This is a genomic window from Roseateles sp. GW835-FHT13E02 (genome assembly GCF_058794035.1).
Window position 1 is genome coordinate 131,392 of record NZ_JBXAGJ010000006.1, and the last position, 14,699, is coordinate 146,090.

General features: G+C 68.9%; 12 protein-coding genes. 10 read left to right on the forward strand and 2 right to left on the reverse strand.

Annotation, left to right across the window (positions count from 1 at the left end):
• Positions 1-26: 26 nt before the first annotated feature.
• From AC1Q6P_RS07955 to AC1Q6P_RS07985, 7 genes are all read left to right on the forward strand, one after another.
• Complete coding sequence (locus AC1Q6P_RS07955) at positions 27-878, forward strand: substrate-binding periplasmic protein (RefSeq protein ID WP_492663163.1); 852 nt, start codon at positions 27-29, stop codon at positions 876-878.
• A gap of 113 nt (positions 879-991) precedes the next feature.
• Positions 992-1,465, forward strand: a complete 474-nt coding sequence (locus tag AC1Q6P_RS07960; RefSeq protein ID WP_492663243.1) for a copper chaperone PCu(A)C — start codon at positions 992-994, stop codon at positions 1,463-1,465.
• A 52-nt stretch (positions 1,466-1,517) separates the two neighbouring features.
• Complete coding sequence (locus AC1Q6P_RS07965; RefSeq protein ID WP_171825665.1) at positions 1,518-1,931, forward strand: DUF2946 family protein; 414 nt, start codon at positions 1,518-1,520, stop codon at positions 1,929-1,931.
• Between the two features lie 139 nt (positions 1,932-2,070).
• Positions 2,071-4,467: a TonB-dependent receptor gene (locus AC1Q6P_RS07970; RefSeq protein WP_492663162.1), complete on the forward strand. Its 2,397-nt coding sequence runs from the start codon at positions 2,071-2,073 to the stop codon at positions 4,465-4,467.
• Positions 4,468-4,484: 17 nt separating this feature from the next.
• Complete coding sequence (locus tag AC1Q6P_RS07975; RefSeq protein ID WP_492663161.1) at positions 4,485-5,735, forward strand: hypothetical protein; 1,251 nt, start codon at positions 4,485-4,487, stop codon at positions 5,733-5,735.
• The gene (locus AC1Q6P_RS07980) at positions 5,707-6,225 is read left to right on the forward strand and encodes a hypothetical protein (RefSeq protein ID WP_492663160.1); all 519 of its coding nucleotides are present in this window, start codon (positions 5,707-5,709) and stop codon (positions 6,223-6,225) included. The genes AC1Q6P_RS07975 and AC1Q6P_RS07980 overlap by 29 nt, the downstream gene beginning before the upstream one ends.
• A 141-nt stretch (positions 6,226-6,366) precedes the next feature.
• A complete protein-coding gene (locus AC1Q6P_RS07985; protein WP_492663159.1) occupies positions 6,367-8,121 on the forward strand; it encodes a methyl-accepting chemotaxis protein in 1,755 nt (584 codons plus the stop codon).
• A gap of 876 nt (positions 8,122-8,997) precedes the next feature.
• Here AC1Q6P_RS07985 and AC1Q6P_RS07990 read toward each other — a convergent pair.
• Positions 8,998-10,260: a class I SAM-dependent methyltransferase gene (locus AC1Q6P_RS07990; RefSeq protein ID WP_492663158.1), complete on the reverse strand. Its 1,263-nt coding sequence runs from the start codon at positions 10,258-10,260 to the stop codon at positions 8,998-9,000.
• Positions 10,261-10,318: 58 nt separating this feature from the next.
• Between AC1Q6P_RS07990 and AC1Q6P_RS07995 the strand changes: the two genes are divergently transcribed.
• The 3 genes from AC1Q6P_RS07995 (at position 10,319) to AC1Q6P_RS08005 (ending at position 14,108) form a co-directional block, all read left to right on the forward strand.
• Positions 10,319-11,356: a formylglycine-generating enzyme family protein gene (locus AC1Q6P_RS07995; RefSeq protein ID WP_492663157.1), complete on the forward strand. Its 1,038-nt coding sequence runs from the start codon at positions 10,319-10,321 to the stop codon at positions 11,354-11,356.
• Positions 11,357-11,483: 127 nt separating this feature from the next.
• Positions 11,484-12,149, forward strand: coding sequence for an alpha/beta hydrolase (locus AC1Q6P_RS08000; protein ID WP_492663156.1), 666 nt, complete (start codon positions 11,484-11,486; stop codon positions 12,147-12,149).
• A 159-nt stretch (positions 12,150-12,308) separates the two neighbouring features.
• The gene (locus AC1Q6P_RS08005) at positions 12,309-14,108 is read left to right on the forward strand and encodes a hypothetical protein (RefSeq protein ID WP_492663155.1); all 1,800 of its coding nucleotides are present in this window, start codon (positions 12,309-12,311) and stop codon (positions 14,106-14,108) included.
• Between the two features lie 30 nt (positions 14,109-14,138).
• Here the strand turns inward: AC1Q6P_RS08005 and AC1Q6P_RS08010 are convergent, their stop codons facing one another.
• Positions 14,139-14,588 carry a GNAT family N-acetyltransferase gene (locus AC1Q6P_RS08010; RefSeq protein WP_492663154.1) on the reverse strand — a complete coding sequence of 150 codons (450 nt, stop codon included), beginning with the start codon at positions 14,586-14,588 and terminating at the stop codon, positions 14,139-14,141.
• Positions 14,589-14,699 lie beyond the last annotated feature (111 nt).

The window sequence follows — 14,699 nt, forward strand, 5'->3', positions numbered from 1 at the left end:
ATGCCAAACTGAGGGCCTTGCAACCGATGGCCGCACGCATCTTGGACCCGCGCCACGCACGTCTGCTGCTACCTGCCCTGGGCCTGGCATCCTGCCTCTGGCCCCACGGCGCGACCCTGGCCATGGGCCTTCCGCGTGCCACACCTGCTCGGTTTGGCCCGCTCAAGCTGATCAGCTACTACGACTACCCGCCTTTCGTGAACTCGCCCCAGCAAGGCCTGAGCTTCGAGCTCGCCGGCTGGTTGCACATGCGCGCCGAGGGCCTGATCGAGGGAGTGGAGTTGGAGTTGCTGCCGCGCCGGCGGGTCGACATCCAGGTGCGCCAAGCGCAGTGGGCCGGGCTCGTGCCCTGGGTTTCACCCGCCTGGTTCTCTTCGCCCGATCCAGCGCATGCGCCGATCTGGTCCGCGGCGGTGATGAATGACGAGGATCTGGTTCTGTCACTCAAGCGCCAGCCCTTTGAGTTTGAAGGGCCGGATTCCTTGCGCGGCCACAAGCTGGGCGGCGTCTACGGCCATGTCTACACCGATGCCGATCCCTTGGTGGCGCGCGGTGAGCTGCAGCGCCTGGACTCCTTCACGCAAGAAGGCAATTTGCGCATGTTGCTGCTGGGCCGGGTGGACCTGGCCTTTCTCTCGCGCAGCGGCCTGGCCTGGTGGCGCCAACGCATCCCGGGGTTCGATGAGCTCGTCCACGTGGCGGCTCAACCGCGCATGCGCTACCAGCGTCATTTGATGATCTCGCGCGACCTGCCCGAGACCTTGCGCGAGCGCTTGTTGCAGCTGGCACAGACCATGGGCGGCGACAGCCAATGGCGCGAGGTGATGCGCCGTTATGGCCTGCTGGGCCAATCTGCCGAGTGGCTGAACATCGCCTGAAATCGACCCTGCCACAAACAGGGCTTGCCCGACTTCCGGCCCCGGCCGGAGGCCGCTCCTAGAATCCGCCTGCCATCCTTTTCTTACCCTGAAAGCTGCGAGCTGCCATCATGATGAACAAGTCCTTGCGAGCCACTCTCATTGCCGCCTCCCTGAGCCTGCTGGGCACCGCCTCGGCCTGGGCCCAGGTCGAAGTCGGCCAGCCCTGGGTGCGCGCCACCGTGGCGCCGCAAAAAGCCACCGGTGCCTTTGTGCAACTCAAGGCCAAGAGCGACAGCCGCCTGGTCGAGGTGCGCTCCTCGGTGGCCGGCGTGGCCGAGATCCACGAAATGAAGATGGAAGGCAGCACCATGAAGATGCGTGCCGTTGAGGGCCTGGATCTGCCGGCCGGCCAGCTGGTCGAGCTCAAGCCGGGCAGCTTCCACATCATGCTGATGGACCTGAAGAAGCCGCTGGCCGCCGGCGAGACCGTGGACCTGACCCTGGTGTTCGAAGGCCGCGACAAGAAGCGCGTGGAACAGGAGATCAAGGCCGAGGCCCGCGCCATGGGCAAGCCGGCCGCTGCCGAGCACGCCCACAAGCACTGACAATGACACAGCGCAAGCGGCCGGCCCCGGCCCTTTGCCTACAATCGCGCCCGTGCTTCACCTGACCCCGCTCCGCCGCCATGCCCGCTTCTTCAGCGGCTGGGTGGCCTGCTGCGTGCTGCTGATGGCGCTGGCGCCGGCCTTGAGCCAGGTGCTGGGCGCCCTGCGCGGCGAACCCAGCAGCTGGAGCCAGATCTGCCGCAGCAGCGTGGTCTCGCCGCGCGCGCAGCAATCGGTGCTGGCCGCACGCCAGGCGGCGGACAAGGATTCGCTGCACGGCCTGTTCCACCATTGCCCGGCCTGCGATCTGCAGGCCCAGCAGGCGGCCGCCCCGCCGCCAGCGCAGCAGGCCCTGCCCCTGCTCGGCTCACCCCGCCAGGCCATGCCGGTGCGCTTCCTCAGCGCGCCGCGGAGCATGCATGCCTGGGCGCCGCCGCAATCACGCGCGCCACCCACCGCGGCCTGATCCACCGCATGCGGCTGGCCTTTGGCCGCCGCCCTGGCTCTGACCCGGACCGCCGCTCTCGCAGCGGCCCCGCCAGCCCTTGATTGATTGATCTGCCACAGCCGCCGCGCTGTGCGCACTGCCACCCGGATTCCGCTCCATGTCGTCCCCTGTTTTTGCCGGCCACTGTGCCGCCCTGCCCCACCGTCGCACGTTCGTACTCGCACTGTCTGCCCTCTTCCCGCTTGGCGCCGCCCAGGCCCAAGGCGTTGCCACTGACCAGCAGCTCGCCCCGGTGCGGGTCACGGGCGCTGCGCTGCGCTCCGGCCTGGCCGCCCATCTGCCCAGCAACAGCGTCAGCAAGACCGCCGAGGACCTGCGCGATCAGAACCTCTTCAACCCTGAGGACGCGCTGAAATACCTGCCCAACACCAGCATCCGCAAGCGCTACATCGGTGACCGCAACTCGATGATCGGCGGCCGCAGCTTCGGCACCCTGCAACCGGGCCGCGGCCTGGCCTATGTGGACGGCTATCTGATCAGCAACTTCCTCGGCCGCTTCGACGGCCCGCGCTGGAACATGATCACGCCCGAGGCGATCGCCCGCGTCGACATGCTCTACGGCCCTTTCTCGGCCATCTACCCCGGCAACTCGATCGGCACCACGGTGGTGACCACCGAGCGCGAGCCGCGCGGCTTGGAAGCCTCAGCAAGGCTGACCGGCTACAGCCAGCGCTTCTCTCAGTACGGCCAGGCCGACAGCTACGGCGGCCACCAGCTCTCGGCCTATGTCGGCAACCGCCTGGATTCGGGGCTCTGGTACACGGCCAGCCTGAACCACCAGGACTCGACCTCGCAGCCGATGAACTACTTCAGCGCCGGCGTGAACGCCAAGACCGGCGCCTTCGACCCGGCCAAACCGGGCGACAAGATCGTCACCGGCATCGTCTACGACCGTGACCCCAAGGGCGCGGCACGCGCCGTCTTCGGCGCCAGCGGTGGCGCCATCGACCACACGGTGCAGGACATGCTCAAGCTGAAGGCGGGCTATGCATTCACACCCGAGCTGATGGCCAGCGCCATGCTGGGCCTGTGGACCAATGACACGCAGAACAGCAACCGGCCGTTCTTGCGCGACGCGGCCGGCCACACCGTCTGGTCGGGCGCGGTCAGCGACGGCGTGAATCGCTTCGTCATCCCCGACAGCGCCTTCGCGCCGTCCAGCCGCGACGAACTGCACCGCCACGGCGGCCTGACCCTGAAGACCCGCTACGCCAGCGGCTGGAATGCCTCCCTGGTCTATTCCAACTACCGCATCCTGCGCGATATCGCGGCCCAGGCGAACCTGCCCGAGCCGCTGGCCCAAGCCGGCGGCGAAGGTCTGTGGACGCGCCGCGACGGCACCGGCTGGAACACCCTGGAGCTGCAGGCCGCCTACAGCCCGGTGGCCGGCGACTGGGGTGATGGCCGCCATGCCCTGACCCTGGGGCTGCATCGCAATGCCTACCTGCTCAACAGCCCCAGCCGCAAGGCGCCGAACTGGCTGAGCGGCGAGACGGTGCTGACGCAAAGCTACAGCGGCCGCAGCGAGGTGATTGCCGCCTACGCGCAGGACGCCTGGAAGCTGCAGCAAGACCTGACCCTGACTCTCGGTCTGCGCCAGGAGCAGTTCCGCACGACGGACGGCCTGCAGCTGCTGCGCGTCGCCAGCTGCAAGGCGGAGGCCGGTGCGCAATGCCAGGCCATGGGCGACGGCAGCTTCCGGCGCAGCCTTCCCTATGCCGAGCGCAAGCTCAGCGGCGCCTCGCCCAAGGCTTCGCTCGCCTGGATGGCCCAGCCCGATCTGACGCTGAAAGCCAGCTTCGGCCGTGGCGTACGCTTCCCCAATGTGGAAGAGCTGTACAACGGCACCTTCACCGCCACCTCGCAAACCCAGAGCGACCCGAACCTGAAGGCCGAGCGCTCAAACGCACTGGAGTTCAGCGCCGAAAAGGACTGGGAGCTGCAGCGCCTGCGCGTCTCGCTGTTCCATGACGATGTGCGCGACGCCATCCTGCGCCAGAGCGACACCAGCGTGCTGCCCAGCGTGACCCGGGTCTCCAATGTGGACCGGGTGCGCACCTACGGCCTGGAGCTGGTCTGGCAGACCCAGGATCTGTTCATCCAGGGCCTGAGCCTTGATGTCAACGCGGCCTTTGCCCATTCCAAAGTGCTGGCCAATGCACGTGACCCGCAAAGCGTGGGCAAATGGTGGCTGCGTGTGCCCAAGGTCCGCGCCAATGTGCTGGCTGCCTACCGGCCGAACAGCCGCTGGATGGCCAGCCTCGGCCTGCGCCACTCGGGCCGCGCCTACAACGACACGTACAACCTCGACAGCAATCCGAATGTCTATGGCGGCGTCTCGTCCTTCACCTTTGTGGACCTGCGCGGCAGCGTCCAGCTGAGCCCCAAGTTCGAGCTGGCCCTGGGTCTGGACAATGCCACGGACCGCCGTGGCTACCAGGCCCACCCCTACCCCGGCCGCACCCTGTTCACCGAAATCCGGGCCCGCTACTGAGTGAAGAAGGGATCCACATGACGACACGATTGCACAGACTCTGCGCCGTTTTCAGCCTGGCGGCCACACTGCTGCCGGCCGCCTGGGCGCAGCATGGCGGAGACCACGCCGCGGCGGCAGCCCGGCCGGCCAAGACCGGCAAGCCCGCCTTGGCCGTGGGCGCGGCCTTCTCGCCCGCGGGCGAACTCTGGCTCAGCGGCCTGGACGAGCAAGGCCGGCTGTTTGTGCAGCGCAGCGCCGATGAGGGGCGCAGCTGGACAGCGCCGCGCCTGCTGGACATCGCCGGCGAGAAGCCGGTCGCCGACGGCGAGAACCGGCCCAAGATCGCCTTCGGCCCGCAAGCCACCGTGGTGATCAGCTACACGCGGCCGCTGGCCAAGCCCTACACCGGCGAGATCCGCATGCTGCGCTCAACAGACGGCGGCGCCAGCTTCGGCCCGCCCTTCACCGTGCACGCGGACCGGCAAGTCATCACCCACCGCTTCGAATCGATCGCCTTCGATGCGCGCGGCGTGCTGCACACGGTCTGGATCGACAAGCGCGATCTGGAGCTGAGCAAGACCGCCGCGGCCCAGGGCAAGCCGACCGGCAAGCCCTACCGCGGCGCCGCCATCTACCGCAATGAATCGACGGATGGCGGCGCCAGCTTCGGGCCTGATCTGAAGGTGGCCGATCACAGCTGCGAATGCTGCCGCATCGCCCTGAGCCCCACGCCCGAGGGCGGCATGGCGGCGCTCTGGCGCCATGTCTTCGAGCCGAATGAGCGTGACCATGGCTTTGCACTGCTGCAGGGCGTGGCCTCGGAGCCGCCCGCCGCGCCGGTGCGGGCCAGCCTGGACCGCTGGGCCGTGGATGCCTGCCCGCACCACGGCCCAGGCCTCACGCCGGCCGAGGGCGGCGGCTACCACGCCGTCTGGTTCGGCCTGCGCGGCGGCGAGGCGGCCGTGCGCTATGGCCGGCTGGACACCCAGGGCCGACCGGTCGGCGCCGTCCAGGCCTTGCCCGATGCCGGGGCCGAGCACGCCGATGTGATCGCGGCCGGCTCGGAGCTGGCCATCGTCTGGCGCAGCTTCGACGGCGCGACGCAGAGCCAGCGCCTGCGCGCCTGGCTGTCCAGCGACGGCGGCCACAGCTTCCAGCTGCGCGAACTGGCCGCCACCGGCCTGAACAACGACCACCCCCGCCTGCTGCGCCACGGCCAGCGGCTCTACGCGCTCTGGCGCACCCAGGAGCAGATCCATGTCATTGCCCTCAAGAACTCGCCCTGAAGCGAGATGGCGGACTCAGGCCCTCGGCCTGGCGGCCGGGCTGCTGCTGGCCGCGGCGCCGGCCCAGGCCAAGCGCCAGGTGGAAGCCTTCGACAGCCAGGCCTGGGCGCAGCTGCAGGCGAGCCTGAAGACGCCGGCCCTGGTGGTCTTCTCCAGCACCGACTGCGGCCACTGCCCCGCCGTGCTGGCCCAGCTGGCAGCCGCGCCAGAGCGCAAGCGCCAGCGCGCCCCGCTGATCGCCGTCGTCATGGACCAGGCCCCAGGCGAGGATGACAGCGGGCTGCTGGCCAACCCGCATTACAAGCGCGCCGACCGGGTCTTCGCCTTTCAGGGCCAGGCTGCCGCCCTGCGCTACAGCGTCGACCCCGGCTGGCGTGGCATCACCCCCTATATCGCGCTGCTGCGCCCCGGGCGGCCGGTGCAATGGGTGCTGGGCCCACCGCAGGCCGAGGACCTGGCGGCCTGGGCCCGATCCAGGCCGGGCCAGTGAACGTCCTGAGAACAAGCGCCCTACGCCCGGTCTGATTCGCCTTTCCTGCAAGGCGCTTCCCCCGATGATGCGTGCTGAGCCCGAACAGGCTCGCACCTTCATCGCAACTCTGCGGCCTCGAGCCGTCCGGGGGATGTCTCCATGCAGCTTCTGAAGAACCTGACCATTGCCGGCAAGCTGCGCGCTGCCTTCGGCCTGCTGGCCGGCTTGCTTGTCCTGCTGGCCTTGTTCGGCTACCGGCAAGTGCACCAGGTGCAAATGGACTCTTCCGAGATCAGCCACAACTGGTTGCCCTCGGTGCGCTATGCCTCGGCTTTGAACGGGGACTTGAGCGAGTTCCGCATTGGCGTGCTGCTGCGCGTGAACGCCAGCACCCCGGAACAGATCAGCGCCGCCGAGAGTGCCATGAGCCATGCGCAGGACGAGCTCAAGAAAGACGCATCCCAGTACGAGAAGTTGATCAGCAGTGCAGAAGAGCGCAAGCTCTACGAGCAGTTCACGGCGCAATGGAGCAGCTACCAAGCCCTGGCGAAAGAAGCACTGGCCACGGCCGCTGCCGGCAATGCCGATGAGGCGCGCAAGCAGCTGGGCGGCGGTGCTCGCCAGGCCTTTGAGGGCGCCCGCAGCAGCGCTGAAAAAATCGTGGCGCTCAATGTCAAGGGAGCCGACGACGCGGCTTTGCACGCCGACGAAGTTTACAAGTCAGCGCTGACCGGTTTGGCCATCGTCTCCGTGCTGGCCCTGGTGGCGGCCGCCATGATGGCCACGGCCCTGATCCGTGGCATCACCGCCCCGCTGAGCCTGGCCGTGCAGGCCGCCGACCGCGTCGCCAGCGGTGACCTGAGTCAGGCCATCCACAGCGATTCGCAGGACGAAACCGGCCAGTTGCTCAGCGCCCTGTCCCGCATGCAAACCAGTCTGATGGGCACCGTCAGCGATGTGCGCGACGGCGCCGAATCGGTGGCCACCGCCAGTGCCCAGATCGCCCAGGGCAATGCCGATCTGTCCTCGCGCACCGAGGAACAGGCTTCGTCGCTGGAAGAAACCTCGGCCACCATGGAGGAGCTGAACGCCACCGTGCGCCAGAACGCCGACAACGCCGCCCAGGCCAACCAGCTGGCGCAAAGCGCCGCCCAGGTGGCCCGCGATGGCGGCCAGGTGGTGGGCGAGGTGGTGGAGACCATGCGCGGCATCGAGGGCAGCTCCAAGCGCATCTCGGACATCATCAGCGTCATCGACGGCATTGCCTTCCAGACCAATATCCTGGCCCTGAACGCTGCCGTGGAGGCCGCCCGTGCGGGTGAACAAGGCCGTGGTTTCGCGGTCGTCGCCAGCGAGGTGCGCAACCTGGCCCAGCGCAGTGCCGACGCCGCCAAGGAAATCAAGAGCTTGATCAATGACTCGGTCGAACGCGTACAGACCGGCACCCAGCTGGTGGACCGCGCCGGCCAGACCATCCAGGACATCGTCGGTTCGGTGCAGCGCCTGGCCGACATCGTCGGCGAGATCAGCAGCGCCAGCCGCGAGCAGAGTTCGGGCATCAGCCAGGTCGGCGAGGCCGTGACCCAGCTCGACCGCGCCACCCAGCAGAACGCCGCTCTGGTCGAGGAAAGCGCTGCGGCCAGCGAAAGCCTGCGCAACCAGGCCCAGGGTCTGCTGAACGCTGTGGCCAGCTTCAAGCTCTCAGCCCAGGGCGCGCACAAAGCGGTGCTGGCGCCCAGCCGCAAACCGGTCAAGTCCACGCACCAGGCGGCCTCGCACGCGGCCAAGCCGGCTGCTGCCAAGAAGCCCGCAAGCACTCAGACCAAAAAGCCCGCCCCGGCAGCCGCCCCTCGCGCCCCGGCACCCGCGCCAGCGCCAGCGCCGGCCGATGACGGGGGCTGGGACACCTTCTAAGCCAGGCGTCGCCCCGGCGACGCTCTCCGTTTCACAGCGAGCAGGCCGCGTGCGCCCCGCTGGAGCCCGCTCCAGCGCCCGCGTTCGCCACAAGCCTGCGCTGCACGCGCAACACCCGGTCACCGCAGCCCCACGCCCGCTTGCTTCCCAAGCCGGCGTCCCGGGCGGTGGCATGCGCTCTTCACAAGCCCCGGCCGCAAGGTCGGGGCTCTTTTTGCTTTGAGGCCTGCTGGTGCTTGACGACTGAGGGCACAGGCCGCCCTAGAGAGGCGCTTGGTTTTGCTCGTGAGGCCCTGCAGCCCGCGCCGCCACCGGGCTCATGGTTCCGGGGTCGGCCCGGGCGGGCCGACTTCCCTGCGCGCCTCGGGGCCGGCGCATAACTCACTTCGCTCCCTGCGTTCGCTTCGTTCAGACAGAAGCGCCAAGTCAGCGCTTGAAGCGCACGAGTACGTGCGCGCCCCGAGGCGCTGTGCTGCTCGGCCCTTCACAAATCGCCCGGCAGCGGCACGGGCTGCAGGGCGCTTGCATCGCGGTCGAAGTGCCCCTTCCACGGTGGAGCACGCCCGCTTCGGAGGTGGCTCGGCCCGTCGACGGGCGATTTGTGCGCGGCCGAGGGCGCAGCGGAGCGGCTCAGGCGCGTGTACTCACGCGCTTCAAGCTCTGACTCGGCGCCACTGTTTGACCACAGTGAGCGCAGCGAACGGAGGGAGATTGGCGCCGCTGAGCCGCGCAGTGAGCACCGAGGGGAGTCGGCTCGCAGAGCCGACCCGCGAACCATGAGCCCGGCGGCGGGCCGAGACACCGCAGCGAGAAAGAGTGCAGCGCCATGGCAGACCGCCAGCAGCCGCAGTTGCCCAAGACGGAGAACCGCAGGCTTCAAGCCGCCAGCAAGGTCTCCAGGCACTGCTCGCGCAGGCCGTAGAACGCCTTGACCTCGGCGATCTGGGTCAAGAGCTCGGCGCGGCGAGCGGCGCTCAAGGGCTGGGGGCGTTTGACGGCCAGGATCATCTTGTTCTTGCTGGTGTGTTCCAGCGCGACGAACTCGAAGACCTGGGTTTCGTAGCCCTGGGATTCCAGCAGCAGGGCGCGCAGGGAATCGGTCACCATCTCGGCCTCCTGGCCCAGATGAATGCCGTGCTGCAGCAGCGGGCGCAGCTGGGCCGGCATCTGCATCTGCGGGCGGATCTGCTTGTGGCAGCAGGGCGAGCACATGATGACGCGGGCGCCGGTGCGCAGGCCGAAATGGATGGCGTAATCGGTGGCAATGTCACAGGCGTGCAGGGCGATCATGACGTCCAGACGCAGCGGGGTGTAGCTGCGCACATCGCCCTGGTCGAAGCGCAAGCCCTCCATGCCGTGGCGGCGGGCTGCTTCATTGCACAGGCGCACCATGTCCTCGCGCAGCTCCACGCCGGTCACCTGGGCCTGCTTGCCCTGGGCGCGCAGCCAGTCGTGCATGGCAAAGGTCAGGTAACCCTTGCCCGAGCCGAAATCGGCCACATGGACATCGGGGCTTTCGGCCAGGCCCGAGTTCTTCAGCGCCGCGGCAAAGATCTCGATGAACTTGTTGATCTGCTTCCATTTGCGCGACATGGCTGGCACCAGCTGCAGCTCGTCCTCGCCGCCGCGCCGCACGGCATGGGTCACGCCCAGATCGCGCCAGAAGGGGCGATCCAGTTCCAGATAACGTTGTTTTTCCTTGTCATGGCCCTGGGCTTGCGCCTGGGCGTGAAGCGGGGCGGACTCGGCGCTGCGGCCCACGCGCAGGCTGGGGCGGCCCTTGCGGCTGAAGGCCAGCTGCACCTCGTGGCTCTGGGTCTGCAGGTGCGCGTTCTGAAACTCCGCCCCCAGCAGCGCCTCCACCTCGGCCAGGGCCTCGGGCACGGCCAGGTTCTTGGTGATGTCCTTGGTCTGGTAGCGCCAGAGCAGGCTTAGCGCCGCCTCGCCACGCAGCTGCACAGGGCGCAGGGTCAGACGCTCCAGCTGGGGCTGCGGGCCGCTGTACTTGCTCAGCAGCAGCTTGACGAAGCTGCCGTCCTGCAAGGCGGTGTGCAGCAGCTTGAGAAAGCGCTGGCGGGCATCGGCCTGGGCTGCGGGGGCGGCGGTCGCCTGGGGGTCGGAGATCAGATGGGAAAACATGGCCGGCGTCCGTGCAAAAGCCGATTTTCCGTCATTGCGTGCGCCTACCATCCGAGCCATGACATCCTGCGCTCAAAAGTTCATGCGGGCCAGCCTGCTGGCACTTTCATTGCTGCACAGCGCCGCTGCGGCTGCCGGCCCGCGGCTCAGGCCCGGCAGCGCCGGCGAGCCCGCGCTCGATCGCAACAGCTTGGGGATGCAGTTCAGGCTTTTGCCCGCGGGCCAGTTCCGGATGGGCAGCGTGGAATCGCCCGCCCGTCTGGCGCGCGACTTCCCAGCGCTCGAACCCGAACGTTTCAGCAAGCTGCAGGACGAAGGGCCGGTGCACCGGGTGCGCATCAGCAAGCCCTTCTGGATGGGTGTGCACGAGGTGACGGTGGGCCAGTTCCGCCGCTTTGTTGAAGCCTCCGGCCATGTGCCGGAATCGATCGCCGACGGCACCGGCGCCTACGGCTACAACGCCCAGTACGACCCGGCCACCAGCCCGCGCCATGACGCCTTCGAAGGCCGCCTGCCGCGCTACTCCTGGCGCGACCCCGGCTTCCCGCAGGGCGACGATCACCCGGTCGTCAACGTCAGTTGGGCCGATGCCCAGGCCATGGCGGCCTGGCTCAGCCGGGTCGAGGGGCGGCGCTACCGCCTGCCCACCGAGGCCGAGTGGGAGTACGCCGCCCGCGCCGGCACGCGCAGCCGCTACCACTCGGGCGACAAGCCGGCCAGCCTGCTGCGGGTGGCCAATGTCTTCGATGCCGACACAGCCGCGCTCTGGCCGCAGTGGCGGGACCAGGCCTTGCCGGGCCGTGACAGCCATGTCTTCACCGCGCCCGTGGGGCAGTTCGCTCCCAACGCCTGGGGCCTGCACGATATGCATGGCAATGCCTGGGAATGGGTGGCCGACTGGTACGGCGAAGACTACTACGCCCATTCGCCCCGCATCGACCCGCAAGGCCCGCCCGAGGGCGAGGTGCGGGTGCGCCGCGGCGGCAGCTGGCACAGCTGGCCGTTCTACACACGCAGCAGCTTTCGCAACTGGAACCGGCCCGACACCCGCTATGTGCTGCTGGGCTTTCGCCTGATGCGCGAGGCCGAGCGTTGAACCAACGGCCGGCCCAGCCGGGCCGTGGCCACAGTCACCCAAGCTGGAATCCGGTCGGGCCACAATGGCGTTCGGGCCCCGACCCCATATCTCGGCCTTGCATCCCCTTTTCTCTCCACCCACCGCCATGATGACCCTGCCCGCCCTGCAACACGACACCGGCCCCGATCCCCGCACCAGTTTGATCGTGCTGCACGGCCTGGGTGCCGACGGCCATGACTTCGTGCCCCTGTGCGAAGAGCTGGACTTGCGCGCCCTGGGCGCCGTGCGCTTCATCTTTCCCCATGCGCCGGAACAAGCCGTCACCCTCAACGGTGGCTATGTGATGCGCGCCTGGTACGACATCCGCCAGGTCGATCTGCAACGCCAGGAAGACGCCGACGGCGTGCGCGCCTCGGGCGCGGCCATTGCCGCCCTGATCGATGCCGAACGTGCCCGCGGTGTGCCGGCCCAGCGCATCGTGCTGATGGGCTTCTCGCAGGGCTGCGCCATGAGCTTGTTCACCGGCCTGCGCTACCCCGAGCGCCTGGGCGGCATCGTTGCGCTCTCGGGCTACAACCCGCTGGCCGAGCACTTCGAAGGCGAGCGCAGCGACGCCAACCGCCTGACACCCATCTTCATGGCCCACGGCCGGCTGGACCCGGTGGTGGTGCCGGCCCGCGGCGAGGCGGCGCGCGAGCAGCTGCGAGCCCTGGGCCACGCGGTCGAATGGCATGACTACCGCATGGAACACTCGGTCTGCCCCGAAGAGCTGCGCGATCTGCAAGCCTGGCTGCTGAAGACCCTGGGCTGAGGCCGGCGCCGGTTTGAACCGGAAATCCCGGCTTTCAAAGACCAACACCCCGGCGCGCCTGGGGCACAGTTGCCAGGCACACTCCACACGCTCGCCCGGGCCCTGAAACCCAGGTCGAGCCCAACGCAAGAACGAAGACACAAGGGCGACCGACACGCCATGGATCGATTGGTCGAGCATCTGGTGGCCTGGCACAACAGCCACCCGCTCGCGAAACGCATCAATATCTACGACGTCCACACCATCGGCGTCGTGGCCCTGCCCTTCATGCGCAATGGCGGCGCAGCTGCGCCCAGCTCGGACGTTGCCGCTCGCAAAAGCAGCCGCAGCGGCCGCCCGCAGGAACCGATCGAACCGGTGCTGACCGACGAGGTCTCGCCCGACAGCCTGGCGGCCTGGGGCGAGGAATCGACCATCGCCGCCAACAGCAACGCCGCCGAACTCGACGCCCTGGCCGACCAGGAACTCTGGCACCGCAGCAGCTGGGGCGAGCGCTTCAAGCGCGGCCTGCGCAACTGGCGCAGCCCCAAGCCCGGCAAGCCGCGGCCCGCCGCCGGCTCGGACACCTGGCCGGCCTTCAGCGAACGTTTCATCGCCGGCCTGACGCCGGCCCGCATCGCCAGCTTCGCCCAGCGCTTTGGCTACTCGGAACAGCCGGGCGACGGCAGCTGGCCGCAGCGCGTGGTGCCCATCGACGAGCTGATGATGGGCGGCGGCAGCGCCGGTGGCGACGCGCAAGGCAATGGCGGCGCCTGGCCGTTCGAGCTCTACCTGATCACCGCGGCCATCGACGCCGGCCGCTCGCGCACCCGCGTGCTGGTCGGCCAGGGTCACCCGCGACCGCAAATCATCGGCCGCCGCTGCCTGAGCCCCTGGCGCCTGGGCGCCGTGACCCTGCTGCCCCTGGGCGTGCTGCTGATGAGCGCCGCCCTGCTGCTCCTGCCCAGCCGCAAGGCCGTCAAGGAGGCCGAGGAAGCGGCCGCTGCAGCCGCCAGCGCGGCCGTCGCCGTGGCGGCCTCTGCGCCCGCGAGTGCGGTGGCCCAAGCAGCCGAGCTTGAGGCCAGCGAAGCCGCCGGGCCGGCCGCCCCCGAAGCCAGCGCCGCGTCGGCAGCGGCCGAGTTCGCGGAAAACACGGCACCTTCGAGCACCAGCAGTGCTGCCAGCGCGGCAGTCGCTGCCCCCCCATTGAAGCCGGCCCTGCCCACCCCGCTGGATCTGCGTGAAGCCGCGGCAGCCACGGCCGCCGCGATTGCTGCCGCCCAGCAAGCGGCCCTGGACAAGGCCGCCGGCAAGGACAGCGCCAAGAGCAGCCCCGAGCTGGCCGCCAGCGAGCCCCAACCCGACATCCGGCCGCAGTTGGTCAAGCCCATCCCGCGCAAGAACGCCCGGCCCATGCTGGCCGACGCCCCGGCCCCCGGCAGCGAGGCCGCCAAGGCCGAGGACAAGAATGCCCCGGCCAAGCCCGCCGACCCGGTGGCCGACCTGATGAACGGCCCCAAGCCCTCGCCCATCACCGCCGGCCGCATCAGCAGCCGTGACGGCGAGCGCCCCACACTGCACAGCGGCGTCGACGGCGCCGGCGACAAGGCCCCAGCCAAGGACTCGCGCGGCAAGCCGCTGGAGGACAAAGGTGCGAGCTCCGGCAAGGCGGCCGTCAGCAACACCGGCGCCACGGCACCCAGCGGCCGAGCCGGCGGCGCGGCCCTGACCGGCAAGGCAACCGTGGTCGCCCTGGTCGGCCCCGTCAGCTCCAACAAGGCCGAGGCCGAGGCCATGCTGGAACGAATGAGGGTGGCCGTTTCCGCCACCAAGGGTGGCGGCGCGACGCAGGCCCAGGTCTTCCAGACGCCAGACGGCTGGCGCCCAGCCGTCTGGCCTTTTGCCAGCCGCGAAGAAGCCCAGCTGATCAACGCCACCCTGATTGCCCGCGGCTTGCGAACTAAGGCGGTGGATTTCTGAGGCCTTGGCCGCAACGCTGGTCGCAGGGCCTCAGGCGAGTTGCCGACGCATCCGATGGGCGACGCCGAAGCGCTGGGGCTCTTCGCCCACCGACTCGAAACCTTCGCGCCGATAAAAGGCCAGGGCATGGGTGTTGGCCAGCACTTCCATGGATCGAGCGCCCGAAGCGTGGGCTCGCTCGCAAGCATGGGCCAGAAGCGCACGGCCCAGGCCATGGCGCCACAGATCAGGTTCGACAAACAAGCCGTCGAGCATCACCGTTTGGGTGTCCACCGGGCCGGGCTCCAGGCTGACGAAGCCGAGAATGCGGCCGCCGGTCTCGGCCGCCTCGGCCAGCCACATGCAAGCGCAGTCAATGGCAAGGCTGTCCAGCTGCAGCAAGTCTGGCTCACTCAGCAGGAACTCACGATCCCTCTCATTGGCCAGCGATGCGCGCCGGTACAGCGCCGCCAAACCCGGGTGATCGGCCGGGCCGGCCAAACGAATGGTGAATCCAGGCCTCCGCCCCTCCTGCCCCTCCTGCACCGTTTCTTGCCCACGTGCTCCTCCGTTTTCTTGCATCGCCTTCGCCCTCTTTTCAAACACCGATTC

What these genes read in the sequence shown, in the direction of transcription:
- AC1Q6P_RS07955 (WP_492663163.1), top strand. Translation starts at nt 27, where the DNA reads ATGGCCGCACGCATCTTGGACCCGCGCCACGCACGTCTGCTGCTACCT.
- AC1Q6P_RS07960 (WP_492663243.1), top strand. Translation starts at nt 992, where the DNA reads ATGAACAAGTCCTTGCGAGCCACTCTCATTGCCGCCTCCCTGAGCCTG.
- AC1Q6P_RS07970 (WP_492663162.1), top strand. Translation starts at nt 2,071, where the DNA reads ATGTCGTCCCCTGTTTTTGCCGGCCACTGTGCCGCCCTGCCCCACCGT.
- AC1Q6P_RS07975 (WP_492663161.1), top strand. Translation starts at nt 4,485, where the DNA reads ATGACGACACGATTGCACAGACTCTGCGCCGTTTTCAGCCTGGCGGCC.
- AC1Q6P_RS07980 (WP_492663160.1), top strand. Translation starts at nt 5,707, where the DNA reads ATGTCATTGCCCTCAAGAACTCGCCCTGAAGCGAGATGGCGGACTCAG.
- AC1Q6P_RS07985 (WP_492663159.1), top strand. Translation starts at nt 6,367, where the DNA reads ATGCAGCTTCTGAAGAACCTGACCATTGCCGGCAAGCTGCGCGCTGCC.
- AC1Q6P_RS07990 (WP_492663158.1), bottom strand. Translation starts at nt 10,260, where the DNA reads ATGTTTTCCCATCTGATCTCCGACCCCCAGGCGACCGCCGCCCCCGCA.
- AC1Q6P_RS07995 (WP_492663157.1), top strand. Translation starts at nt 10,319, where the DNA reads ATGACATCCTGCGCTCAAAAGTTCATGCGGGCCAGCCTGCTGGCACTT.
- AC1Q6P_RS08000 (WP_492663156.1), top strand. Translation starts at nt 11,484, where the DNA reads ATGATGACCCTGCCCGCCCTGCAACACGACACCGGCCCCGATCCCCGC.
- AC1Q6P_RS08005 (WP_492663155.1), top strand. Translation starts at nt 12,309, where the DNA reads ATGGATCGATTGGTCGAGCATCTGGTGGCCTGGCACAACAGCCACCCG.